Consider the following 24623-nt stretch of genomic DNA (forward strand, 5'->3'; position numbering starts at 1 on the left):
CAAAAAATCGGGTCCCGGCTATTCGAGGCCGGGACCATGCGCATCTCAGGGGCGCAGATCGTCTTCGTCTTCTTCATCACCACCACCCTTGGGCAGGTTGAAGAAGCTATCCGCATCGACGATGGGCTCTTCGTCTTCCTTCTCGTTGGTGTCCTCGGACAACGAGAATGTCTCGAGACCTTCGATCGCGGTCGGGATCTTGGGCGCTGAATCCATCTCAAGCGACTGTTCGGTCGAGACCAGTTTGCGACGCTCATCATCGCTCATCACGCCACCTTCGGCTGCTTTCTTGGCCGCGGCCTTTTGCACGATGGCATCCAGTTCGGATTGTTTGCACAGACCCAGGGCAACCGGATCGATCGGCTGCATGTTCGAGATGTTCCAGTGCGTCCGCTCGCGGATCGACTGGATGGTCGGCTTGGTGGTGCCGACCAGCTTGGCAATCTGGCCGTCGCTGAGTTCCGGGTGGAACTTGACCAGCCACAGGATCGAGTTCGGACGGTCCTGACGCTTGGACAGCGGGGTGTAGCGCGGACCACGGCGTTTCTCTTCGCCTGATGCCGCCGGATTGAATTTCAGCTTCAGCTTGTGCAGCGGGTTGTTTTGCGCTGTGTCAATTTCTTCCTGAGTCAGCTGGTTGTTGGCAATCGGGTCAAACCCTTTGACACCTGCAGCCACATCACCATCCGCAATACCCTGCACTTCCAGCTCGTGCATGCCTACGAAATCCGCGATCTGCTTGAAGCTGATCGTGGTGTTGTCCACCAGCCATACGGCGGTTGCCTTGGCCATAAGCGGTTTTGCCATCAGCCCGTCTCCTATAAATACATCTGTCCCGTCGCCGGAATTCGGCGGCCCCGAAGCTATGGGGCAGGTTTCCGTTGTCGGGGAACTTGGGGCCTATATAGTCGCGACAGCTAAAGAAGGGAAGAGGCGAATGCGCTGGGCGATTTTGTGGGTGCTAAGTGCCATGGCTGCGATGGCCGAGGGCGAAAAGGCGGGCGATTTTGACTACTACGTCCTGTCGCTCAGCTGGTCGCCCAATTGGTGCGCCCGCGAAGGCGATGCGCGCGGATCGGATCAGTGCAACGCACGACACGATCACGGATGGATATTGCATGGTCTCTGGCCGCAATTCCATCAGGGTTGGCCTTCGTACTGTCGCACGTCCGAAGCGCCACCCACACGCCGCATGACGCGGGAAATGGAGGATATTCAGGGCTCATCCGGGTTGGCCTGGCATCAATGGAAAAAGCACGGCACCTGTTCGGGCCTCAGTGCACCCGACTATTTCGCCCTGTCGCGGCAGGCTTATGCAGGAGTCGCGCGCCCCGAAGTGTTCCGCAAGCTGGACGCGACGGTCAAACTGCCCGCTTCGGTGGTGGAAGAGGCCTTTCTCAAGGCCAATCCCACGCTTGAACCCGACATGATCACCATCACCTGCAAGCAAGGCTATATCGAAGAGGTCCGCCTGTGCTTGTCCCGCGATCTTGACCCGGTGCCCTGTGGCCGCGACGTGATCCGTGATTGCACCGCTAAAGACGCGGTGTTTGATCCGATTCGTTAGAGTTTTTTGTTCTGGCAGTCGCGCGCATAATCCAGCGCTTTGGCGGTGCCTTTCAGATCAATCGCCATGACGGTCTGACCTTCTGGATTGTAGACGGTCATGGTCTTGTTCTGCGCAATCGAGGTGACGAAACTCCGGTCCGTAAAGAACACCGTCGCGCCGGGCACGCGATCCTGCTTGAACCCGATGGCGGTGGCATCAAAGCTCTTGCCGTCCAGCTCAAACCGGATTGGGTATTGTTCCCCCGGTTTAATGTCGCCCCAAGCCTTGTTGTAAACTGTGAAATACCCGCGATTATCCAACGCGTCATAGCCTAGCCGCACCACCGAGAGGTCCTGATACACGGTTTGTATCAGGCACCCATTGCCAAGATTGGGGTCCATCATGATGTTCCAGCCTTCGACAAAACCTTTGTCGATAAGTTCCTGCGACAGGGCGGCAGTGGCGGCGAAGGCGGCTAAGGTGAGTGCGAGAAGGCGGGTCATTATGTGCTCCAAGTCTTTCGCTCAGTGGAATTTAACTCTGTTCGTTTTTCAAGCTAATTTGAGATTTGAATCTAAAGGACACCAAAAACACTTATCCGCCAAGATCATTGCAAACTACCCGTCTTGGTCAAGATCGTCTCGGTGCCGTTTGACAGGCGAAAAACACATCCTTGGGTCCTGGGAAGTTTTAACAGATCGTTGATGCCAAGGCCCAGCCAAATCCCGCGCAATATCAGTGACGTAACCCCGTGCGTCACCACGATTGCGGATTCGTCTTGCTCGTCTAAGAACGATTGTACCCTCTCATAGATCTCGTCAAAGCTTTCGCCATCCGGGCTGCGAAAATACCAATGATAGGACTCGTATGGGCAATCGATTTGAGTCCGAATGAATTCCCGCGTCGCGCCTTCCCATTGGCCAAATGCGATTTCCGTTAACCGGTCATCGTTTGCGAAATCAAACTGGGGTGCAATCGCCAGCCTTGCGGTGTGTTGCGCCCGCTCCTGCGGGCTGACGAACACGCGTTTAGGGTGGTTGGGGATACGGCCAAGTATCTCCCGCTGCTGCCGCGCCTGATAGATACCGGTTTCCGTTAGCGGAGAGTTCTTGCGGCCTTGAAACTTGCCCAAGGTATTCCACTCGGTTTCGCCATGTCTTAGGACAAAAAGATCGGGGTACTTGGTCAATGCGGTTTCCTGAATTACCCACAAGCTAATTTCTAGTGTAGATTGACAGTGCATGCCGAACACACTTTGTCAGATTTCCTTCCTCGCCCGCAAAGCCGCCGTAATCGTCCCATCATCCAGATAGTCCAACTCGCCCCCAATCGGCACACCTTGTGCCAGCGAGGTCAGGCGCACCTGCCCCTCCAACTGATCCGCGATGTAGTGGGCGGTGGTCTGACCATCGACGGTGGCGTTCAGGGCGAGGATGATCTCGGTGATACCCTCGGCCACAACCCGGTCCTTCAACCGGGGGATGCGCAATTCATCCGGGCCGACTCCGTCCAAAGCCGACAACGTGCCGCCCAGAACGTGATAGCGGCCCTTGAAGACCCCGGCGCGCTCCATCGCCCAAAGATCTGCGACGTCTTCGACTACGCACAGTTCTCCGGTTGCGCGGGCCTCATCATTGCAGATGTCGCAGATATCGGTGGTGCCCACATTGCCGCAGTTCAGACATTCACGGGCGGTGACGGCCACCTGCTGCATCGCGTCTGAAAGCGGCGTCAGCAGCAGGGCGCGTTTGCGGATCAGGTGCAGGACTGCGCGGCGGGCCGAGCGAGGGCCGAGGCCGGGCAGCTTGGCCATAAGGTCAATCAGATTGTCGATGTCGCTATTCGAACTCACCGTGAGACCCTCGCAATTGGGCCAGGGAAACACGCCCCGGCCATAGATCCGTCAGGAGGGTGTATCAGAACGGCAGCTTGATGTCTGCGGGCAGGCCCATGCTTTCGGTCAGCTTGGCCATTTCTGCCTGCGAACGTTCCTGCGCCTTGGTTTGGGCGTCCTTGATCGCGGCGAGGATGAGGTCTTCGACTACTTCCTTATCGTCACCGTTAAAGATCGACGGGTCGATATCCAGACCTTTCAACTCGCCCTTGGCGGTCGCGGTGGCCTTGACCAGCCCGGCACCGGATTCGCCGACAACCATGATGGTGTTCAGCTCTTCCTGCATGTCTGTCATCTTGGTCTGCAGATCCTGCGCGGATTTCATCATCTTGGCCATGTCACCCAGGCCGCCTAAACCTTTTAGCATCGGTAATCTCCTGTCACTCGATTTGTGGCCTAGATACGAAGCGTAACCGTGCGGCACAAGAGGTCAGGATACTCCCGCTCGTCGTTAAGGTCTTTGGCAAGACCTTTCTTCCCGTTGGGCCCGGCAGCGCGCAAGGCGCGCTGCCGGACCCAAAGCCGCTCAGGGGTATCGGCGTCAGCCGATGGCCCGTGGCGGGTGCGGGAGCATTTGGACAAGGTGCCCGTGTGCTAGTTGGTCAGTCTTCTTCGAACGGGTCCCATTCGTCTTCGACCTCGGGCAGGGCTTCGGTTTCGACCTGAGCGGCGCGTTGTTCTGCGGTTTCGATGCTCTTGATCCGCGCTTTCGGGAAATGAGTCAGCACTGCTTGCACCAGAGGATGCTGTTCAGCCTCGGCCTTCAGGGCCAAGTCTGCAGCGTCCCGTACCTCGGCAATGGTCGGTGCGTTGCCCTCAGCGACAATAGAAACGGCCCACCGGTTGCCTGTCCAACGCTGCAGCGACGCGCCCAATCGTTGTGACAGGTCGGTCGGGGCGTTGTCGGTTGGGGCGAACTCGATCCTGCCTGGTTGGTAGGATACCAGACGCACGCCGTTTTCAACCTCGACCAACAACTTCACGTCCCGGTTCGCTCGGATCAGTTCGACCACATGTTCAAATGTTGGATAGCGTGCCAGCGCTGCCTGCACATCTTGGGCTAGCGCGGCTGTTGGCCCGCCTGCGTTGCCGCCGATTCCCGATGCGGCATAGGCCGGTCGGGCCGCAGCCTGCGGCACGGCAGGAGCATGTCCCGGCGCACCGATTCCCTTGCCGGGCCCACCATTGGGCGGCGGAGGCGTATCTTGCAGACGCTTGATCAGCTCCTCCGGGCTAGGCAAGTCGGCCACATGGGTCAGGCGGATCACGGCCATTTCCGCAGCCATCATTGCGTTGGGTGCGGCGGAAACTTCCTCGAGCGCTTTCAGCAGCATTTGCCACATGCGTGTAAGGACTCGCATGGGCAGAGCCTCGGCCATTTGTTGACCTCGGGCGCGTTCGTCGGGGGAAACGGTGGGATCTTCGGCGGCATCCGGGGTGATCTTGACCACCGAAACCCAATGCGTGATTTCTGCCAGATCGCGTAAGACGGCGAGTGGATCAGCCCCTTCGGCATATTGCCCGCTCAGCTCGGTCAACGCGCCTGCAGCATCGCCGCGCAGGATCATATCCATCAGATCCAGCACCCGGCCCCGATCGGCCAGCCCCAGCATCGCGCGCACCTGATCCGCGCTGGTTTCACCGGCCCCGTGCGAGATCGCCTGATCAAGCAGCGAGGTCGCATCCCGCGCCGATCCCTCGGCGGCCCGGGTGATCAACGATAACGCATCCTCGGCAATCTGTGCCCCTTCGGCACCTGCAATTTTGCGCAGCAGTCCGATCATATCCTCCGGCTCGATCCGGCGCAGATCAAAGCGCTGGCAACGGGACAGGACGGTCACCGGGACCTTGCGAATCTCGGTGGTGGCAAAGATGAACTTCACGTGTTCGGGGGGTTCTTCCAGCGTCTTGAGCAGCGCGTTGAAAGCGCTGGTCGACAGCATGTGAACCTCGTCGATGATATAGATCTTGTAGCGCGCGGATGCAGCGCGATAGCGTACGCTGTCGATGATCTCGCGGATGTCATTGACACCGGTGCGGCTGGCGGCGTCCATCTCCATCACGTCGACATGGCGGCCCTCCATGATAGCCACGCAATGTTCACATTGACCGCAGGGTTCGGTTGTAGGGCCGCCGCTGCCATCGGGACCGATGCAGTTCATACCCTTGGCTATGATCCGAGCGGTCGTCGTCTTGCCGGTACCGCGGATACCGGTCATGATGAAGGCCTGCGCGATCCGGTCCGCCTCGAAGGCGTTTTTCAGAGTGCGCACCATGGCGTCCTGACCGACCAGATCGGCAAAGGTTTCGGGGCGGTATTTGCGGGCAAGAACCTGGTAGGCGGGGCTGGGCGTCTCGGTCATGTCTGCTCTGTCGGATTCGCGTTACGCCGCAGCGTAGAGGCCCCCGCCGCCCGCGTCCACAGCCAGCCGGGACGATTTTCATTTTGGAATGCGTGGGTATGCGGCTAAAATCCACTCTATTCTATTTACTGGACCAGTATGTTGTTGGGTGAAGTTTGTTTGGGGGGAGATTATGTCGCAACTGGTGGTTTATGCGTTGCAGGTCGGCGGAGGCACCTTGGCCTTGTCCTCGATGCCTGGGCGTGGAGGAACGTATACAGAAGACCTTGATCTTATCGCAGACTGGAAGCCCGGGCTTGTGATCTCGATGACGACTGAGGTTGAGATGATTCAGGATGGTGCGCGGAATTTTGGCGCTGATATTCAGGGGCGTGCCAGCAGATGGGTGCATTTGCCGATCGAAGATTTTGGCACGCCACCCAAGGAGATTGTGGAGCGCTGGCCCCGCGTTGGCGCGACTGCCCGTCAGGCGTTGTCAGGTGGTGGCCGTGTGCTAGTGCATTGCCGTGGTGGCTGTGGCCGATCCGGGATGGTGGTTCTGCGTCTGATGGTTGAATGCGGTGAACGGCCTGAGGCGGCATTGAAGCGATTGCGTACGGTGCGTCCTTGCGCAGTCGAGACAAATGCCCAGATGCTTTGGGCCGTTGAACCGGCCCGTGTTCAAGCCGTTTGACGGCTTAGACACCAACATGTGGCGAGATTTCGCCACCGTTGTGCTGCACCAGAAGCGAAGCCTCAAGCATGGCGCAAGGAGGATTCCTTAGCAGGTCTGCGGGTAGGCTGCGGTACTCGGTTCCGAACATCATGTCTGCGTAGTCATCCAGCCGGCCGGTATCGATTTCAGGATCGGTTCCGCAGAATACACGTATCTGGTCGCATTGGGCGCGAAAGCGGGCGGTACATCCCTCTGGGCAGTGCGACAGGTCAATACTGCCTTCAATCTCAAACCCAGATTTTGTGACCGGTTTTGTGGTGGACATGGCCTGCGTTAGAGCCCGCGCCATTTGCGCCAGTGCGGGGCAGGTTGCCCCAGTACGTTGGCACACGGTCGCCGCGAATTCGTGCGTTTTAGTCTTCCAGATCATCAATGCGCCCTCCGCGCGCAGGGCGAGGGCGTGGCACAGGTTGGTCGGTGCAGAGCACGATCAAACCCGTCCCGGACACCCCGCCCGAGTTTCGGTTCTACATCTGATGGCAGGTCTCCTGACTTGCGGGTCATCGCTTTGCCGACCTTCCCAGCCTTCAAGGCCAGTGGTATCTCGGCATTGCTCTCCGCTTACAGTTGCGGGGGCAGTCTCGGACTAGGTTCTTTCCGGTTTTCTCCGTGCAGAACCGCACCGTGTTCCCTTTTCATCCCGGCCCGATTGGGCGCGAGAACCATCGCGACATGGCTAGCGGCTGCGCCGTGCCCGAGTCAAGAAGATTGCGTCAGGCAAGTGACGTACGGTCCAGCCACGTCAACCTTGACTTGAGGCGCTTCGGGTGAACTGATCAGTTCAGTCGGTATTGGAGGGCACCATGTTGGACACGCAGCAGGCGGTTGTGACCGAGGATTTTCAGATCCCGTCCGACCCGGCAATGTTGTCGGCGCGGCTTTACCGTCCGGTTGCCGACCCCGAAAAGGTGGTCGTCATAAACGGTGCGACTGGGGTGCCGAGGGATTACTATCAGCACTTCGCCCGATGGCTTGCCGAGGAACAGGGTATGGCCTGCCTGACCTATGACTACCGGGATTTTGGTCACTCTTTGGTGGGTTCGCAAAAGCGGTCAAATGTCACCATGGCCGATTGGGCGTTGATCGACATTCCAGCCGCCCGGGCCGAGATGCGCCGACGGTTTCCGCAGGCCAAGCTATGGAGCATCGGTCATTCCTTGGGCGGAATGTTTGGTCCGATCCAACCCGATATCGATCAGATTGACAGGATGATCTGTGTCTGTTCGGGTCTGGTAACGCTGGCGGATCACCCTTGGCCTTATCGCGCTTTGGCGGCGTTGTTCTGGTATGGTCACGCGCCGCTGGTGGTCAAGGCGCTTGGCTACCTGCCCGGACGGTTGGTCGGGTTTGGATCGGACCTGCCTGCCCAAGTCTATTGGCAATGGCGCAAATGGTGCACCGCCCCCAAAAGCTATGTGCCAGAGATCGGCACGACACTGCCCGCCGCCCGCTGGGAAGACTTGGGCAAACGTGTCGATCTGTTTACCTTCGCAGATGATGAAATGGTGCCGCCGGATGCTGTCTGGCGTCTTGCCGATCTCTATGGACCCAAAGCCGGGCGCCATCTGCTTGCACCAAGCGAATTCGGAGTATCCAAGATCGGCCATATCGGTGCATTCGCAAGACGGAATGCGGCAGTCTGGCCTAGGCTGATCGCCTGATAGCGCTGGGCACCGGTAGGCCGGTGCCCAGCTTCGTTATAGCCCTTTACGGGATTTTTTCTCGTGCATCACGCTGCGCACCATCTTGCCGAACGCCTTGTCGCGGGCGCGGGCCTGCGCCACCGAAGCGGAATTGTGTTGGTCTTCGCGCCGCAGCTTGCGCCAGCGGTCCAGCCGCGCGGGATCAAGCGTACCAGCGTCGATTGCCGCCTGCACCGCACATCCGGGCTCGGTCTCGTGCTGACAATCCGAGAAGCGGCAATTCAGGCTGAGGTCTGAGATGTCCGAGAACACCTCATCCAACCCCTCTTGCGCATCTAGCAGACGTAACGCGCGCATGCCGGGCGTATCGATCAGCCAGCCGCCATTGCGCATGCGATGCAAGGCGCGTGAGGTTGTTGTGTGCCTGCCGCGCGCATCGTCTTCGCGAATACCTGCGGTGGCCTGATCCTGCCCCGTCATCCCGTTGGCGAGCGTCGTTTTCCCAACGCCGGATGATCCAAGCAAGGCGCTGGTTTGTCCTTTCGGACACCACGACAGAACTTGTTCGAGATCGCCGTGATCCAGCGCGTTGACCGCAAGTACCGTCAGAAACGGGGCGAGCGATTGGGCTTGATCTACATAAAGGCTCGGATCATCGCACATGTCCGATTTGGTCAGAACGACCACCGGATAGCAGCCTGCCTGATGTGCCAGCGCAAGATACCGCTCCAATCGTGGCATATTGAAATCGGCGTTGCAGGAACTGACGATGAACAGCACATCAACATTTGCAGCAATCAGCTGCGCCGCTGCCCCTGTACCTGCGGCCCGGCGCTGCAGCAGGCTGCGCCGGTCCAGCACGCGGCGTATGCGTTTGTTTTCATCCGCCAGAACCCAATCCCCAACGGCATATGCGCCGGTTGATTGATCCAGAGATAACAAAGGCGATTCACCTTCAGGGCTCAGCCCGATCAGTCGATCCCGGTGTACGGCCGAGATGCGATACGGTAGAAGTGACGGATCAGCCGCATGCTGAGCCGCGAAATGAGAGGACCATCCGAGGTCCGATAAGGAAAGTAACATTGGTCTGCCTGTGATCAGAAACAGCAATCCCGCCGGATGGCAATCGCGCATCCGCTGGTGATGTGTTCAGGCAGTCAGTTGATCGGAAAGGATCAGAACCGGTCTGCCCGAAGGGAATTTGCTACAATCATAAACGCCCTCCTGCGGCTGATGGGTTCTAAGTGAGAGGTTGGACATCGACCCAAGCGGGGCTCGTTGTGGCTGCTTCCTTCCGGACCTGACCAGGTTGGCGAGGCGCTCGCCCGCGCCAACCTCTCAAAGCCGATATAGGTGCATCCCCTGAAAATGGCAACCCGTCAGAAGGTCAGATGAATGCGCATGAAACCATCCGCATCGTCGGGCAGAATGCGTGGATGATACTCAGCAAGCTCTGCAACATGGTGTAGCGCGCGCGGCCCCGTTGTCAGGATCGCGCCCTGCCTTTGGTTTGGTACAAAAGAAAAGGGGCGCGGTGCATGCGCAAGTGGGTCGGCGGGCAATGTGCCCGCGACGTATTTGCATAGAACATCCTGTATGCTGATCTGCGGCAGGTCAATCATACGGGCTTGTCGCGCAATTGGAAAATGACCACCGCCATTGGCCCGGTAGTTATTGGTGGCGACAAGGAAACTCTGGTCAGGCGCAATCGGCTGCCCATCGAATTCCAGGTTGCGTATGCGGGAAAATGCCGGATCAATCACTCGACCGAGCGTATCGAACCGTGCCGGTTGCGAAAGATCGATCTGGTAGGTGACGCCATGCAGGACATCGAAGTTGAAGCCTGTGCGCTGAGGATCGGCAAGATCGATCGGGGCGTCTGATCCAAGTTGATGGAACAGCCCGGCTGACATCTCAAGCCAGTCCCGAATCTGAGAACCTGAGGCCAGCACCGCGCGCAATTCATTAGGAAAGACACTGAGATCGGCGATATGTCGAACTGAAATCTCGCCTGAGGGGATATCCGTGTAGTACTTGCTTCCTGCGCGCCCGCCGAACTTTGCCGGGGCGGCTGACGATATGATAGGCAAATCTGCCCAGTCGGTATCGACCAAATGCGGGCGTAGGGCAGCGGCCTGAGCCGCCGCAACCAAGGCCAGACCGCGATCCGGTAAGCAATATGAGAAGTAGCTGTGCAGCGTGTGTGGGATTGTGCCCACTGGCCTGGTCACCCTTTTGCGCGTCGCAGCGTGGCCGGTCGCAAACAGCTCTGTGATCCTTTGGCATTCGGGTATTTCTGCGCCCGATTGAGCGATTGCCCGCGCTTCGACATGGCTGCCTGTAATGCGCCAATCGCCGGTGGTATCTTTTTGCAGTGTCAGATCAATGATCCCAAGATGAGACCCGGCCCAACCCTGCATGACAACCGGAGTTCCATGCACAAACCCCCGCGTACTGTCGACGAATGGATAACCATCATGCGCCTTTCCGGGCAGTGTCAGATGGGTGTGGCCTGCGACGACGGCATCAATCAGCGGCATCTCGGCCAGCGGGATGATCGCGTTTTCCATATCCGGCTCGGCCATTGCCGATCCCAGTCCGGTATGCGCAAGGGCGACAATCAGGTCGCAACCTTGCACGCTGAGATCTTCAGCAGCGCGCCACGCAGCGGCCAGAATGTCTGTTACCACGACCCGGTCCGTTAGCAGATGTGCTTCCCACTGTGCGGTTTGAGTGGGCAAAACAGAAAGAACCCCGATGCGGATTGCGGTGTCCTGTCCATTTAGTCTGACAACCCGATGCAGAATCGTGTGTGCATCCCAACCTTGTTCGGTCTGAGTGGTTTGCATATTGCTGCAAATCATTGGGCAGGCGGTTTGGCGAGCGATGCGATTGACGAGTTCCAGCCCAAACCCGAAATCGTGATTGCCCAATCCGATCGCGTCATAGTTCAACGTGTTGAACGCGCGTGGCAGGGGATGGGCGTCTGGCACGTTTTCAGCTGCCCAGTTGCCAAATGGCGTTCCCTGCAGGCTATCACCATTGTCAAACAACAGCACAAGGGCGTCATCGCGTTCAGCCTGTCTGCGCGCCTCGTGAATCAGGTTGGCGGTACGGGTCAAACCAATCGCGGGTTCGGGGCGATCCGAATAGTAATCATATGACGTTAGGTGCATGTGTAGATCGGATGTAGCAAGGATTCGAATCCGTGCGCCATCATCTGCATCTCTTGGTTGTCGCATTAAATGCTTTGATTTCAATATCTTCAACTTCTAGCTGTCAGTGTGCCAACGTTTTCACCATGGGGTCGATTTAATGCAATTTCCGGGGCGATGCTGCGGTCATTCCGCGGCAGGGTCGAAAAATGTTTGGTCGATACCCGTTGCACGATCAGGTAAGACGTGGCAGCCCTTTGCGCGGCAGTCAGGAACGGCAGGCATGAAACGCGCAGAACAGGTGACATTTGGCGGCTCGGCACTGGATCGGGCGGGTTTGCTGCGCGGCGACGCGGACAAACTGGCACAGGTTTATCGTGACCCTTTGGCAACATGTGTGTTGCTGTGGCGCGGCAAACTGTTGGTTGAGGGTGAGGCACTGGACCGGCTCGTCCGGCTTCCGATGACGCACAAGATTCTCGAACAGGGCCCGGGCGGTGTGATCGAGCAACCGATTTTCCTTGGAAAATCCGAGGATGGATCGCCGCTTTTTGCCATGGACATCTCGGGCTGGGCGGCTGAAGGGCTGGATTTATCCGGTGTCGGAGATTTTGTCGACCGCAGCGAACAGCAGCACCCTGATCTGCCCGAGGGGTGTGTCTTTGCCGAGCTGCGCCGCATCATGACACGCCTCAACCCACGAGACGCAGAGATTGCGGCAACCGCCAAGGCGGTGATCGGCTGGCACGAAACGCATCAATTCTGTGCCCGATGTGGTGCCCGCAGCGAGATGTCTCAGGGTGGGTGGCAGCGCAGTTGCCCGGCCTGCGGCGGCCAGCATTTCCCGCGCACCGATCCTGTGGTCATCATGTTGATTACCCATGGCAATTCGGTGCTGATGGGGCGCTCTCCGGGCTGGCCTGAAGGCATGTATTCGCTTTTGGCTGGTTTTGTTGAGCCCGGTGAAACGCTGGAAGCCGCTGTGCGGCGCGAAGTGATGGAAGAGGCGGGCGTGCCCGTGGGTGCGGTGAGCTATCTCGCAAGCCAACCCTGGCCCTTTCCCGCATCCCTGATGTTTGGATGCGCAGGCGAGGCGTTATCGCGCGATATCCAGATCGATCCGGTCGAGATCGAGGATGCGATCTGGGTCACTCGGACCGAGATGATGCAGGTCTTCGCTGGGGATCACCCTAAGCTGTTGCCTGCCCGAAAAGGTGCGATTGCGCACTTTTTGTTGCAACATTGGCTTGCAGACACGTTGGACTGACGAGAAACTGAACCCAATCTAGGGCAGAGAAAAGCAAACATGCAGTTTTCAGCGCAGGAAGATATCGATGTCCCAATCGAGACGGTCTTCACCATGGTCTCGGATTTTGAACGCTTCGAACGCAAAGCCTTGCGGCGCGGGGTCGATGTGCGTCGGGTCACGGGGTCGGTTGTGCCGCAGGCCGGAATAAGCTGGGAGACCGAATTCAAGATACGTGGCAAGCCACGTCATATTATTATCGAGATGACTGAATGCGACCGCCCGTCCTTGATGCGGTTCCAGTCCAGCAGCAAGGGAATGAACGGCGACACGGTGATCGAGCTTTTGGCGCTTTCCCAACGTCGGACACGGCTGCGCGTTGAAACATCGCTGGGTGCGAAAACGCTGCCCGCCCGCCTATTGCTTCAATCCCTGAAGTTAGGGCAATCCCGATTCAGGCGGCAGTTCCAGACCCGTCTCAGCGAATTCGCGCGCGATATGGAGGAACGACACCTCCATGGTGTCTGACAACCGAGAAGTAGATGAGCACTTTAACGAGACCGATCATACGCGACGCTGTCGAAGCCGATGCGGATGGCTTGTCCGGTGTGCTAACAGCGCTTGTAGCGGCTGGAAAGCGGACCAAGCCCGCCGACAGCGCCTTTGCACTGACGCATTACATCTGCGACCCTGAGCGGATTCAGTGTAGCCTTGCCGTTGCGCCGGACGGACAGATACTGGGTTTCCAGTCGTTGAAGCTTGCCACCCGAAACAACCCGTATGGCGTTGCGGTCGGGTGGGGCATCATTGGGACGCATATCAAACCGTCCGCTGCGCGATGTGGTATCGGTCGGGCGTTGTTCAAACGTTCTCTTCAAGCCGCTAGGCAGCAGGGATTGCCCGCTATCGATGCTACGATCGGGGCCAATAATTCCGACGGCCTTGGCTATTATGAGGCGATGGGATTCAGAGAGTACCGGCAGATGGATGGCGCGATATGCAAGGTCTTTCGCATGGGGACCGGAGTGACCAACCCGTAGTCCGCCGCACTTTCAGGATGTCGCTCCGAAGGACTCTAGCTACCGTTCTAAGCTGCAAGCGTAGCTGCCCCGCCTATCCAGGCCGTTCCTTTGAAGGGGCGAGCCGATTGCCTGCACTAACCACGAGGTTGCGCCGCCGGATAAACGCCGAGGACCTCTACGTTGGTGGTAAAATGCTCAAGCTCATCCATCGCCAGTTGCACATTTCGATCGCCTGGATGACCCACGATATCGGCATAGAACTGGGTCGCGGTGAAGGACCCGTCGACCATATAGCTTTCCAGCTTGGTCATGTTGATTCCGTTGGTGGCAAATCCGCCCATCGCTTTGTACAGCGCTGCCGGGATGTTACGCACCTGAAAGACAAAACTTGTGATCATGCCGTGATCACCACGGCGCGATTCGTCGGCCTCACGAGACATCACCAGAAAACGGGTCGTGTTGTCGCCCTGATCCTCAATGTGACGGGCCAAAACGTTGAGGCCGTAAATCTCACCTGCCAGCTCACTGGCTAACGCTGCGGAGTGTTGGTCGCCGATCTCGGCGACCTCGCGTGCGGCACGAGCATTATCGGGGCTGACCCTGCCACGAATTCCGTGCTGCTTCAGGAAACCTGCGCATTGTGGAAGTAAGACGAGGTGGGAATGCGCCTCAGTGATATCCTCCAGAGTCGCGCCCGGTACGCCCAACAGGTTGATGTGCACGCGCACAAATGCTTCGTCGATGATGTGCAGCCCGCTATGCGGAAGCAGGCGGTGAATATCGGCCACACGACCATAGGTGGTATTTTCCACCGGTAGCATGGCCAGATCAGCCTCACCTGAGCGCACTGATTCGATCACATCTTCGAAAGTGCGGCAGGGCAGGGCGTCCATATCCGGTCGCGCGTTCCGGCAGGCTTCGTGACTGTATGCCCCGGGTTCTCCCTGAAATGCTATGCGATTGGTCATTTGGTCGTTTCCGTGCAACAAGTTCTTGAATTGGGCGTTTAGTCGCGGTGTCTATACCTTGCGTCTTCTCAGGGGAAGCCTTAGACACCCCGCAGACAGCTGAAATGGACACGCGATCAAAATGTTCGACACGATGACAGTTACCAAAGCCGCAGCCGGCTTGTTTGGCACCTTCCTGGTGTTGCTTCTGGCAAAATGGGGGGCGGATGTCCTCTATAGCTCTGACAGCCATCTTGCCGAAGCTGCTTACATTATCGAAACCGAAAGCTCGGGCGAAAGCGCGGACGGCGAAGAAGTAGTCTTTGAAGATATGTTGGCTGCAGCCGATCCGGAAAAAGGCGCGCGCGTATTCCGCAAGTGCACCGCTTGCCACAAACTGGAAGACGGCGCCAATGGTACAGGTCCTTACCTTTACGGTGTCGTAGATCGCCCGGTTGCCTCAGCAAAAGGCTTCACCGGTTATTCGGCCTCGATGCAGGCGCATGGCGGCAACTGGACACCCGAAGCCCTGGACGCGTTCCTGGAACGCCCAAGCGCCTATATCTCGGGCACTTCGATGAGCTTTGCTGGCCTGAAAAAACCACAAGAACGCGCCGATCTGATTGCGTATCTGCAGACCATCGGCAACTGATCTGTTGATCAGATTTGCAGGATTTAAAGCCGCTGCCTTGCGCAGCGGCTTTATTTTTTGTCTGAGAAGAACTTCACAAAGCGTTCACGCATTCTAAACTTGCAACTGACAGTGCTGGACCTTTAGCTGGCGGGCACGACAATGAAGACGACAGAAATTCAGAGGACGAGCCTGATGAAACCCCTTCTGCCCCAGATGCGCTTTACCGGAATTCACGCTTGGGCTGCGGCTTTGGGGATTTCGGCGACACTGGTTCTGGGCAGCAGCGATCCTGCCCGTGCCAATGAAGAGGGCGTCACGCGCAGCCACGGGTATTCCTATTTCGGAAATCTGGATTATCCGGCCGACTATCCGTACTTGAACTACGTCAACCCAGACGCACCAAAGGGCGGAGAGCTGTCTTTGGCGGGCTCAGGTACGTTTGATTCCCTGAACCCTTATTCGCGCAAGGGGCGAGCAGGCGCTTTGACCACGCTTCAATATGACCCGCTGATCGAAAGTACCGCGGACAGTGTCGGGCAGTATTATGGGGTTATTGCGGAAAGTATGGAATATGACGAAGGGCGCAATTATGTGATCTTCAATCTGCGCCCCGAAGCTATGTTCTGGGATGGCACCCCGGTGACTGCCGAAGACGTCGTCTATAGTCATCGTTTGTTCATTGAGCAGGGTTTGCCGTCTTATGCGCAAGCCGTCGGGCGCATGGTTACAGGGGCTGAAGCTCTGGACGACCACACTGTAAAATTTACTTTTAGTCCGGATGTCACCCGGCGCGGGTTGATCGAAACCGTCGGGTCTACTCCGGTATTTTCAAAAGCCTGGTTCGAGGCTGATGAAAGCCGTCGCCTCGACGAACCCCGGTTGGAGGTCGCGGTTGGCTCTGGCCCTTACAAACTGGACAGCTACGACATCAATCGTCGGATCGTCTACAAGCGTCGCGACGATTATTGGGGCAAGGATCTGCCGATCAACATAGGCCGCAACAATTACGACACTATCCGGATCGAGTATTTCGCGGATCAAACCGCAGCCTTCGAAGGGTTCAAGGCGGGCGAATACACGATGCGTATCGAAAGTGACCCCAAGCTCTGGGCCTCTAGTTACGATTTCCCGAAACTCAGCGAAGGGTTTGTCGTGCAGGACGAGATCGTGGATGGTAGCCCACCAACGCCGTCGGGTTTCGTTTTCAATCTGGGCAAGCCTCAATTTGCCGACAAGAATGTGCGTAAAGCGCTGGCGCTGGCGTTCAATTTCGAATGGGCAAATGAATCGCTGATGTTCGGTCTGAACGCACCGCGCAGTTCATTTGTGCAGGGGACACATCTTGAAGCGACAGGCGTGCCGGAGGGTGCCGAACTGGCGTTTCTGGAAACGCTGGGTGACGTGGTTCCGGCCGAGGTGTTCAGCGAGCCTGCGCTTGTCGTCCACGAATCCAATCCAGCTCGGTTGAACGACCGTCGCAATTTGCGGCAAGCCTCGAAACTGCTGGACGAGGCTGGTTGGCCCGTCGGCGACGGCAATCTGCGCCGCAATGCCGATGGGCAGACGCTGAAGGTCAATATTCCGTATGCGTCGAGCATTCCTACCTCGACCGCCACCATGATCGAGACCTATGTGCAGAACCTGCAGTCGATCGGTGTGGATGCTTCGGCCGAGAAGGTAGATCCTTCTCAATTCACCCTGCGGCGGCGTGAGCGTGATTATGATATGGTATATTCGAACCGCTACGGCTCGTTCCTGTCGACCGGCGGGGGTCTCAGTCAGATGTACGGATCGGAAGAAGCCGCGTTTAGCTTGTTCAACCCTGCCGGTCTTGCCAGCCCACTTGTTGACGCTGTGATCGAAGCGTCATTCGACACGACAAATCAGGCGGAACAGGATGCTGCGCTGATGGCGTTGGATCGTGTCTTGCGTTATGAGTTCTTCGTCATTCCCGATGGGTATGTGGCGGATTACTGGACGGCTTATTACGACATGTACGAATACCCTGAAAACCTGCCTCCATTCTCGCTTGGGTATCTCGATCTGTGGTGGATCAACCCCGAGAAAGAGGCTGACCTGAAAGCCAAAGGTGCGCTGCGATAACATGGGCGCCTATATCCTAAGACGCCTGTTGCTGGTCATTCCGACCCTTCTGGGCATCATGATCGTCAACTTCACGCTGGTGCAGTTCGTGCCCGGTGGTCCCATTGAACAGATCATCGCGCAGATCGAAGGGCAGGGCGACGTCTTTGCTGGGTTCGCTGGTGGTGGCGATGCCGGAGCCGGGGCCGAGCCCGCAGGTGGTGCCTTTGATGACAAATACGTCGGTGCGCGTGGCCTTCCGCCCGAATTCATCGCTGAACTGGAAAAAGAGTTTGGCTTCGACAAACCGCCACTGGAACGCTTTCTAGGCATGATGGGCAACTACCTGACGCTGGATTTTGGCGAGAGCTATTTCCGCTCGATCAGTGTGATTGATCTGGTGCTGGAAAAGATGCCGGTGTCTATTTCGCTGGGTCTGTGGTCGACGCTGATCGCCTATCTGGTCTCGATCCCGCTAGGTATCCGCAAGGCGATCAAGGACGGGTCGAGCTTTGATACTTGGACCAGCGGTGCGATCATCGTGGCCTATGCTATCCCCGGTTTCCTGTTTGCCATTCTGCTGCTGGTGTTGTTCGCCGGTGGCTCTTACTGGCAGATTTTCCCGCTACGGGGTTTGACCTCGGACAATTGGGACAGCCTCAGCCTGTTTGGAAAGATTACTGACTATTTCTGGCACATCGCTTTGCCGATAATCGCGCTGACCATCTCGGCCTTTGCGACGCTGACGCTGCTGACCAAGAACTCGTTTCTGGATGAGATCAAGAAGCAGTACGTGATGACCGCTCGCGCCAAGGGTTTGAGTGAAAGCAAGGTGCTGTATGGTCATGTCTTCCGCAACGCGATGCTGATCGTGATTGCAGGTTTCCCTGCTGTATTCATTGGTGTGTTCTTCGGTGGATCGATCATCATCGAAACCATTTTCTCGCTCGATGGTCTTGGGCGTCTGGGCTTTGAGGCGGCAGTGGCGCGCGACTATCCGGTGATTTTTGGTACGCTTTTCATATTTGGCCTGATGGGGCTGGTCGTCGGCATTATCAGCGATCTGATGTATGTGCTCGTTGACCCGCGTATCGATTTCGAAAAGCGGGAGGGGTAAATGGCACTCTCCCCTCTCAATCAGCGCCGTTGGCGCAATTTCCGGCGCAATGGCAGGGCGTTCTGGTCGCTGATCATCTTCTCGGTGTTGTTCGGCCTATCGCTGTTTGCCGAGTTCATCGCCAACGACAAACCGATCCTGGTAAAGTACCGGGGTGAAATCTACACGCCTGTCTTCAACTTTTACGCTGAAACGGAATTCGGAGGCGATTTCCAGACCGAGGCGATCTATCGCGACCCCGAGGTCATGTGCCTGATCGATAGCGGCGGATTGGATCAGTGCTTCGACGACCCCGAAGGTATCATCGACGAAATCAAGGCGGGCACGTTCGAAGCGGATGGGTTTGAGCGAGGCTGGGCCATCTGGCCTCCAATCCCGTATTCCTTCAACACCAGCGTGGACCGCCCGGGCGCTGCACCGCTGCCGCCTAATGGTCAGAATCTGCTCGGCACTGACGACACCAAGCGAGATGTGCTGGCTCGTGTCATCTATGGCTTCCGCCTGTCGATCCTGTTCACTTTACTCGTCACCGGCGTGGCCAGTCTGATCGGCATTTTTGCTGGGGCCATTCAGGGGTTCTTTGGCGGTTGGCTGGATCTGATCTTCCAACGTATTATCGAGATCTGGTCGGCGACACCCTCGCTTTATGTCATTATCATCATGTTCGCGATTCTTGGGCGAAGTTTCTGGCTCTTGGTGATTCTGATGATCCTGTTCAGTTGGACCGGACTGGTGGGCGTCGTGCGCGCTGAATTCCTGCGGGCACGAAATTTGGAGTATGTCCGTGCCGCGCGGGCGCTGGGCGTGGGTAACATGACGATCATGTTTCGCCACATGCTGCCTAATGCGATGGTCGCCACGCTGACCTTCATGCCGTTCATCGTGACTGGAACCATCGGTGGGCTGGCTTCGCTGGATTTCCTTGGCTTCGGTTTGCCGTCTTCAGCACCGTCGCTTGGAGAGTTGACTTTGCAGGCGAAACAGAACCTTCAGGCACCGTGGCTGGCCTTCACTGCCTTCTTCACCTTTGCCATCATGCTGTCGCTGTTGGTCTTCATTTTTGAAGGCGTCCGCGATGCGTTTGATCCCAGAAAGACCTTCTCATGAGCCTTTTGGATGTGAACAACCTCAAGGTCTCGTTTCGGCAGGACGGGCAGGTGAGTGCGGCAGTCAAAGGCGTGTCCTTTACCGTCGACCGGGGTGAAACGGTGGCTTTGGTGGGCGAATCCGGCTCGGGCAAATCCGTGACGGCGTTGAGCACTGTGTCGCTGCTGGGTGATAGCGCAATTGTCGAAGGCTCGGTCACTTATGAAGGGCAAGAGATGATCGGCGCGTCCGAAGACAGGTTGATGGACGTGCGCGGCAACGACATTAGTTTCATCTTTCAGGAGCCGATGACCTCGCTCAACCCGCTGCACACGATCCAGAAACAGATGGCGGAATCGCTGGCTCTGCATCAGGGCGTTACCGGCGATGAGGCGCGGGAACGGATTGTAGAACTGCTGACCAAGGTCGGCATCCGAGACCCCGAGGAACGGCTCGACAGCTATCCGCACCAGTTGTCCGGCGGGCAGCGTCAACGCGTGATGATCGCGATGGCGTTGGCGAACAAGCCGGACATTTTAATCGCGGATGAGCCGACAACGGCGCTGGACGTCACCATCCAGGCGCAGATTCTGGAGTTGCTGGCCGAACTGCAAAAGTCCGAGAACATGGGGATGTTGTTCATCACCCATGACCTTGGCATCGTCCGCCGCATCGCCGACCGGGTTTGCGTGATGAAGGACGGTGAAATCGTCGAAGCCGGAGTGACAACGGAGATTTTCGACAACCCGCAACACCCCTATACTCGCAAGCTTCTGGAGGCCGAGCCGTCCGGGCACCCCGACCCGGTGGCCCCGGATGCCGAAGAGGTAGCCCGCACCGATCACCTGAAAGTCTGGTTCCCGATCCAGCGCGGTTTCCTGAAACGGACCGTAGGCTATGTGAAGGCCGTCAACGACGCGACCCTCAGCGTCCGTGCCGGGGAAACGCTTGGGATCGTGGGGGAGAGCGGCTCGGGCAAGACGACGCTGGCGCTGGCGATCATGCGTCTGATCGCGTCCGAGGGCGGGATCACTTTCCGCGACCAGAATGTGCGCCGCTGGTCAACGCGCGAGTTGCGGCGATTGCGCAAGGACATGCAGATCGTATTTCAGGATCCGTTCGGCAGCCTCAGCCCGCGGATGACCTGCATGCAGATCATCGCCGAGGGGTTGGCCATCCATAAGGTCGATCCTCATCGCGCCCCGCGCGATCTGGTGGCCGAAGTGATGAACGAGGTCGGATTGGACCCCTCTGCGATGGACCGCTATCCGCATGAGTTTTCCGGCGGGCAACGCCAGCGGATCGCCATCGCCCGCGCCATGGTGTTGCGGCCCAAGCTGCTGGTTCTGGACGAGCCTACAAGTGCGCTGGACATGACCGTGCAGGTGCAGATCGTTGACCTGCTGCGTGACCTGCAAAGGAAATACGGGCTGGCCTACCTGTTTATCAGCCACGACCTGAAGGTCGTGCGCGCGATGTCACATAACGTAATCGTCATGCGAAACGGCGATGTCGTCGAGATGGGCGCTGCCGAAGATTTGTTCGAACACGCCCAGACCGATTACACGCGCGAACTGATCGCGGCAGCGGGCTGATACGCAGCCCGCGCCTTTGATGTCAGGCTATTTCCTTGTTTTTGGCTGACGCGGGAACGGGGCCGCGTAGCTCTTCATAGTGATCGAATTGTAGTTTGACCCAACCGGTCCCGCGGGTAGCACTGGCAAGTGTGCGGTGCAGTTCATCCTCGGCCACGGCGGGGAGTGTCGCATTGAATATTTCCCAGCCTGAGGCGTTGGGGTTGCCTTCAAACCCAAGAACCTGCCCCTGCAGCGAGCTGATCGTCGGGACAAGATCGCCGACGAAGGTTGAGGGCAGATGGATTTCGGCGTTCAGGATAGGTTGCAGGACGACGGGTTTCGCCTCGGGTAGCGCTTCGCGCACGGCATTCTTGCCAGCGGTGCGGAAAGCATAGTCGGAACTATCCACGTTATGGTGTTTGCCGTCGCTGAGCGTCACCTTGACGTCCACCACAGGGAAACCTTCAGGCCCCTCAACCAGTGCGTCCTTGGCCCCATGTTCAACCGAAGGAATGTAGTTCCGGGGCACGGCCCCGCCTTTGACCACTTCTTCGAACTGAAACCCCGAGCCGCGCGGCAGCGGCGCGATTGAGATCACCACATCAGCGAATTGACCTGCACCGCCGGATTGCTTGCGGTGGCGGTGGCGATGATCGACCTTCGTGCGGATGGTCTCGCGATAGGCGGTTCCGGCGGCTTCGGCCTCAATCTCGATGCCGAAATCTTCGGCGAGTTTGGCGGTCACGCGGCGCATGTGCTGCGGGCCTTGTGAGCCCAGAATAGAATGACCGCTCAACTCGTCTTGCTCCAGGTGCAGGCCGGGGTCGATCTCAACCAACCGGGTCAATGCGTTCGACAGGCGCACGTCGTCTCGCTCATGCGCGGGCGATACGACCTGACGATGCGCGGCTGGATGGGATGAGGCCCATTCCGGCAGCGGCGTTGCCGCCGCGCTGTCATAGATAAAACCGGGATTGAGGTGGTCTGATTTGACAGCAAGGCCGATCTGCCCGGCTTCAAGCGCGCTGATTTGGGTCTTGGCGTCCAGGGTTGTCAGGTTTCCCACAGTTTCGCCACCAAGGGATTCATGTGCTTTCACACCGTCGCCCAGACCACGCAATACGGTGATCTTACCGATATGCTTCTTCACATCTGCAAAGCCTGCGATGGCACGTGCGTCTTCTTCGGCCTCATCCCGATCAGCTGCAATGTTGAATTCCGGTGCCTCATGGCGCAGCGCCTTCATCAAGCGGGTCAGACCGTTGCCATGGCTCGCGGCACCCAGACAAGCCGGGATCAGCTGATGGTTCTGCAAGACCTGTGCAGCCAGCTCGTAGACCTCCTCGCTGGGGGGCTGTTTGTCCTCGATCAGTTGCTCCAGCAGATTGTCATCGAAATCCGATAGGGTCTCCAACAACTCGGTGCGTGCTTCCTGTTCGCGGTCTTCCACTGATTGCGGTAGCTCGATCAGGGCCGAGGGCTGCCCCTCCTGATACTTCCAGGCGCGTTCCGAGATCAGATCGACTGCGCCGATAATGGTGTCTCCGTCGCGGATCGGCACCTGCCGCAGGGCGATGTGGTGGGTGCAATAGGTCTGCAGTGCAGCAACGATGTCGCGGATGCGACCGTTGGGGCTGTCCATGCGGTTGATGAATAAAAAACAGGGAATGCCTGCTTCTTCGACCAACCTCAGATACGGGGCACACAGAACGGCAGCATCGGGGTCAGGTGGGACAACCACAACTGCTGCGTCCGAGATCGCCATGGCCGGGCCGACATAGGCCAGCGCATCGCCGCCTCCGTCTACGTCCACCGCGCACCACGGTTCGTTTAAATAAGAAAAACCGTGCAGATGCACGGTTCCGGCAACATCGAATGTGGTGGGCCGCCCGTCGAGGCGGCTGATCGCTTCGACCAAGGTGGATTTGCCCGATTGGCTGGGGCCGAGGACGGTGAAAACGCGCATGAGTGCTGTCCCTCTTTCAGGTTGCAGTATGGCTGCACGAAAAGGGCTGTCGAACGCATGCGCGTCGGCAAGAACTGTCTGCGTTTGCCTGCCTCAGGCTGTGAAGAGGTGGGTCTCTCCACCCCTTGAGTGTGGAGAAAACCGAAGGCATGCGTCAAGCCCCCGTGCCGGTTTGTAAGGGAAGGTCGCGAAAAACGACCTGCCGAAGAGTGTTCAGATCGCGGAACTATGCCCAGCCTTACTCAGATCATACGTGTCAAAGCTGCGCGCGATCATGCGGGTCAGCGCACGTGCTTCGGGCGGTATGAACAATCCGTTTTCATCCACGCGTAGCAACCCGTCGAAGGCCGCGTTTGCCGTTGCGTACATTTGCTGCAGTTCCGCAGTTGAAATGTCATAATCGCGCAGAATCTCGGCCGAGTTGATCTGAAAATCGCACATCAATGCTTCGATCAGACGAGACCGTAGAACATCCTGATCTTTGAACAAATGCCCGCGCGACGTCGAGAACCGCCCTTCGCGTATGGCCTTCGTATGAGCCGAGGTTGCCGGTGCGTTCTGCGCATATCCTTGCGGGAAGCGTGAGATCGAGCTGGCACCCAAGCCAATCAGAATAGGAGCTTGATCGTCTGTATAGCCCTGGAAATTTCGTTTTAGGCGACCCGCGCGCAACGCGTGGGTCAGTCCATCGTCCTGCGTTGCAAAGTGGTCGATCCCGATCTCGGCATAATTGTCCCATAGGAACAGTCGCCGGGCGGTTTCAAAAAGTTCCAGTCGCTGTTCCGGTGTGGGCAGGGCATCTGATGGAATCAACTGCTGGCGCTTGGCCATCCACGGCACATGCGCGTAGCCATAGAGTGCGACCCGGTCAGGGTTCAGCGACAACAGCTTTTGCACACTTTCGGTCATGCGTGCCTTGGTTTGGTGGGGCAGGCCATAAAGGATGTCCGCATTCAGGCTGGATATACCACGCGCTCGGATCATCTCGGCAGCTTCGCGGGTGGTGTCATAGCTTTGAATGCGACCGATGGTTTTCTGGATTTCGTCGTCAAAATCCTGAACGCCGATCGATGCGCGGTTCATCCCGGCTTCGGCCAGTGCATCCAGCCGAGCTTCGTCGATCTCATTCGGATCGATCTCGACGGAAAACTCGGCGTCTGGGCCTAAAGGCACAATCTCAAGGATTCGCGCGGCCAGATCCCGCATCAGGTCTGCATTCAACAGCGTCGGCGTACCGCCGCCCCAGTGTAGCCGCGACAATTTAACACCCTCTGGCAGGCGTGCCGCCAGCAGGTCCAGCTCGGCCTTTAGCACGTCGACATAGGCAATGACCGGGTTATCAGTCTGGGTGCCTTGTGTCCGGCAGGCGCAAAACCAGCACAGCCGACGGCAGAAGGGTACGTGGATGTAAAGCGAGATTGAACTGCCCGGAGCAATCCCGGAAATCCAGTCGCTAAACAGATCGGCCCCAACGTCATTGCTGAAGTGGGGTGCGGTGGGATAGCTTGTGTAACGCGGTACTTTCGCGTCAAAAAGTCCAAGCCGTGCCAGTTGAGGTTTCAGTGTCATAAAGATATGACTATAGCTGGAGGGCCCAGGGTACTTTGACCGAAATCAAATGGAAGCG

The 24623-nt window shown here is 57.9% G+C and carries 23 protein-coding genes, 1 other RNA gene and 1 riboswitch; of the genes, 11 read left to right on the forward strand and 13 right to left on the reverse strand.

All coding sequences use genetic code 11. The features are described from left to right. Nucleotides 1-45: 45 nt before the first annotated feature. Nucleotides 46-807, reverse strand: a complete 762-nt coding sequence (locus tag ACR0DE_RS03630; protein WP_170398707.1) for a DUF1013 domain-containing protein — start codon at nucleotides 805-807, stop codon at nucleotides 46-48. A gap of 130 nt (nucleotides 808-937) precedes the next feature. Between ACR0DE_RS03630 and ACR0DE_RS03635 the strand changes: the two genes are divergently transcribed. Continuing rightward, on the forward strand, nucleotides 938-1567 hold the full coding sequence (locus ACR0DE_RS03635) for a ribonuclease T2 (RefSeq protein ID WP_170406570.1): 630 nt from the start codon (nucleotides 938-940) through the stop codon (nucleotides 1565-1567). On the opposite strand, the gene ACR0DE_RS03640 is transcribed toward ACR0DE_RS03635, so the two are convergent. From ACR0DE_RS03640 to ACR0DE_RS03660, 5 genes are all read right to left on the reverse strand, one after another. Continuing rightward, nucleotides 1564-2052, reverse strand: coding sequence for a hypothetical protein (locus ACR0DE_RS03640; RefSeq protein ID WP_170406567.1), 489 nt, complete (start codon nucleotides 2050-2052; stop codon nucleotides 1564-1566). The genes ACR0DE_RS03635 and ACR0DE_RS03640 overlap by 4 nt on opposite strands. 104 nt (nucleotides 2053-2156) lie before the next feature. After that, nucleotides 2157-2738, reverse strand: a complete 582-nt coding sequence (locus tag ACR0DE_RS03645) for a histidine phosphatase family protein (RefSeq protein ID WP_170398699.1) — start codon at nucleotides 2736-2738, stop codon at nucleotides 2157-2159. A 69-nt stretch (nucleotides 2739-2807) separates the two neighbouring features. Further along, complete coding sequence (recR, locus tag ACR0DE_RS03650; RefSeq protein WP_170609198.1) at nucleotides 2808-3401, reverse strand: recombination mediator RecR; 594 nt, start codon at nucleotides 3399-3401, stop codon at nucleotides 2808-2810. Nucleotides 3402-3465: 64 nt separating this feature from the next. After that, complete coding sequence (locus ACR0DE_RS03655) at nucleotides 3466-3810, reverse strand: YbaB/EbfC family nucleoid-associated protein (RefSeq protein ID WP_170398693.1); 345 nt, start codon at nucleotides 3808-3810, stop codon at nucleotides 3466-3468. A gap of 235 nt (nucleotides 3811-4045) precedes the next feature. Further along, nucleotides 4046-5806 (reverse strand): DNA polymerase III subunit gamma/tau, encoded by a 1761-nt coding sequence (locus ACR0DE_RS03660; RefSeq protein WP_480751896.1) that lies wholly within the window; start codon nucleotides 5804-5806, stop codon nucleotides 4046-4048. Nucleotides 5807-5978: 172 nt separating this feature from the next. Here ACR0DE_RS03660 and ACR0DE_RS03665 point away from each other — a divergent pair, with 172 nt between their 5' ends. Then, the gene (locus tag ACR0DE_RS03665) at nucleotides 5979-6479 is read left to right on the forward strand and encodes a phosphatase domain-containing protein (RefSeq protein ID WP_170625808.1); all 501 of its coding nucleotides are present in this window, start codon (nucleotides 5979-5981) and stop codon (nucleotides 6477-6479) included. Between the two features lie 4 nt (nucleotides 6480-6483). Here ACR0DE_RS03665 and ACR0DE_RS03670 read toward each other — a convergent pair whose 3' ends face one another. Further along, entirely contained in the window at nucleotides 6484-6891 is a 408-nt protein-coding gene (locus ACR0DE_RS03670; RefSeq protein ID WP_170625809.1) for a hypothetical protein, read from the reverse strand. Nucleotides 6892-6982: 91 nt separating this feature from the next. Beyond that, nucleotides 6983-7202: riboswitch (cobalamin riboswitch) on the reverse strand. 122 nt (nucleotides 7203-7324) lie between these two features. Between ACR0DE_RS03670 and ACR0DE_RS03675 the strand changes: the two genes are divergently transcribed. Beyond that, the gene (locus ACR0DE_RS03675) at nucleotides 7325-8182 is read left to right on the forward strand and encodes an alpha/beta hydrolase family protein (RefSeq protein ID WP_480734961.1); all 858 of its coding nucleotides are present in this window, start codon (nucleotides 7325-7327) and stop codon (nucleotides 8180-8182) included. Between the two features lie 36 nt (nucleotides 8183-8218). Here ACR0DE_RS03675 and rsgA read toward each other — a convergent pair whose 3' ends face one another. The 3 genes from rsgA to ACR0DE_RS03690 form a co-directional block, all read right to left on the reverse strand. Further along, nucleotides 8219-9247, reverse strand: a complete 1029-nt coding sequence (gene rsgA, locus ACR0DE_RS03680; protein ID WP_170611237.1) for a ribosome small subunit-dependent GTPase A — start codon at nucleotides 9245-9247, stop codon at nucleotides 8219-8221. A 159-nt stretch (nucleotides 9248-9406) separates the two neighbouring features. After that, nucleotides 9407-9505: signal recognition particle sRNA small type (gene ffs, locus ACR0DE_RS03685), an RNA gene on the reverse strand. Nucleotides 9506-9543: 38 nt separating this feature from the next. Continuing rightward, nucleotides 9544-11406, reverse strand: a complete 1863-nt coding sequence (locus ACR0DE_RS03690) for a bifunctional 2',3'-cyclic-nucleotide 2'-phosphodiesterase/3'-nucleotidase (protein WP_480751902.1) — start codon at nucleotides 11404-11406, stop codon at nucleotides 9544-9546. A 196-nt stretch (nucleotides 11407-11602) separates the two neighbouring features. On the opposite strand from ACR0DE_RS03690, the gene nudC reads away from it, so the two are divergent. The 3 genes from nudC to ACR0DE_RS03705 are packed head-to-tail and all read left to right on the forward strand — an operon-like array spanning nucleotide 11603 to nucleotide 13605. Continuing rightward, complete coding sequence (gene nudC / locus ACR0DE_RS03695; RefSeq protein WP_480751905.1) at nucleotides 11603-12586, forward strand: NAD(+) diphosphatase; 984 nt, start codon at nucleotides 11603-11605, stop codon at nucleotides 12584-12586. Between the two features lie 39 nt (nucleotides 12587-12625). Continuing rightward, nucleotides 12626-13093 (forward strand): SRPBCC family protein, encoded by a 468-nt coding sequence (locus ACR0DE_RS03700; protein WP_170398669.1) that lies wholly within the window; start codon nucleotides 12626-12628, stop codon nucleotides 13091-13093. 14 nt (nucleotides 13094-13107) lie between these two features. After that, a complete protein-coding gene (locus ACR0DE_RS03705) occupies nucleotides 13108-13605 on the forward strand; it encodes a GNAT family N-acetyltransferase (protein ID WP_170406540.1) in 498 nt (165 codons plus the stop codon). 116 nt (nucleotides 13606-13721) lie between these two features. On the opposite strand, the gene ACR0DE_RS03710 is transcribed toward ACR0DE_RS03705, so the two are convergent. Continuing rightward, the gene (locus ACR0DE_RS03710) at nucleotides 13722-14555 is read right to left on the reverse strand and encodes a prephenate dehydratase (protein WP_480616339.1); all 834 of its coding nucleotides are present in this window, start codon (nucleotides 14553-14555) and stop codon (nucleotides 13722-13724) included. 121 nt (nucleotides 14556-14676) lie between these two features. Between ACR0DE_RS03710 and ACR0DE_RS03715 the strand changes: the two genes are divergently transcribed. The 5 genes from ACR0DE_RS03715 to ACR0DE_RS03735 all read left to right on the forward strand — a co-directional run bounded on the left by ACR0DE_RS03715 (nucleotide 14677) and on the right by ACR0DE_RS03735 (nucleotide 21048). Continuing rightward, on the forward strand, nucleotides 14677-15186 hold the full coding sequence (locus ACR0DE_RS03715; protein ID WP_170398660.1) for a c-type cytochrome: 510 nt from the start codon (nucleotides 14677-14679) through the stop codon (nucleotides 15184-15186). 174 nt (nucleotides 15187-15360) lie between these two features. Beyond that, nucleotides 15361-17271, forward strand: coding sequence for an extracellular solute-binding protein (locus ACR0DE_RS03720; protein WP_480751909.1), 1911 nt, complete (start codon nucleotides 15361-15363; stop codon nucleotides 17269-17271). A 1-nt stretch (nucleotide 17272) separates the two neighbouring features. Beyond that, the gene (locus tag ACR0DE_RS03725) at nucleotides 17273-18367 is read left to right on the forward strand and encodes a microcin C ABC transporter permease YejB (RefSeq protein WP_170398655.1); all 1095 of its coding nucleotides are present in this window, start codon (nucleotides 17273-17275) and stop codon (nucleotides 18365-18367) included. Next, complete coding sequence (locus tag ACR0DE_RS03730) at nucleotides 18368-19474, forward strand: ABC transporter permease (protein WP_170398652.1); 1107 nt, start codon at nucleotides 18368-18370, stop codon at nucleotides 19472-19474. Continuing rightward, nucleotides 19471-21048, forward strand: a complete 1578-nt coding sequence (locus ACR0DE_RS03735) for an ABC transporter ATP-binding protein (protein WP_170398649.1) — start codon at nucleotides 19471-19473, stop codon at nucleotides 21046-21048. Before ACR0DE_RS03730 ends, ACR0DE_RS03735 begins: the two co-directional genes overlap by 4 nt. Nucleotides 21049-21070: 22 nt before the next feature. On the opposite strand, the gene ACR0DE_RS03740 is transcribed toward ACR0DE_RS03735, so the two are convergent. Further along, nucleotides 21071-22996 (reverse strand): elongation factor G, encoded by a 1926-nt coding sequence (locus ACR0DE_RS03740; RefSeq protein WP_480751911.1) that lies wholly within the window; start codon nucleotides 22994-22996, stop codon nucleotides 21071-21073. Between the two features lie 213 nt (nucleotides 22997-23209). Further along, the gene (gene hemN, locus ACR0DE_RS03745) at nucleotides 23210-24565 is read right to left on the reverse strand and encodes an oxygen-independent coproporphyrinogen III oxidase (RefSeq protein ID WP_170406528.1); all 1356 of its coding nucleotides are present in this window, start codon (nucleotides 24563-24565) and stop codon (nucleotides 23210-23212) included. Between the last annotated feature and the right edge of the window lie 58 nt (nucleotides 24566-24623).

The organism is Ruegeria sp. C10, assembly GCF_056537805.1.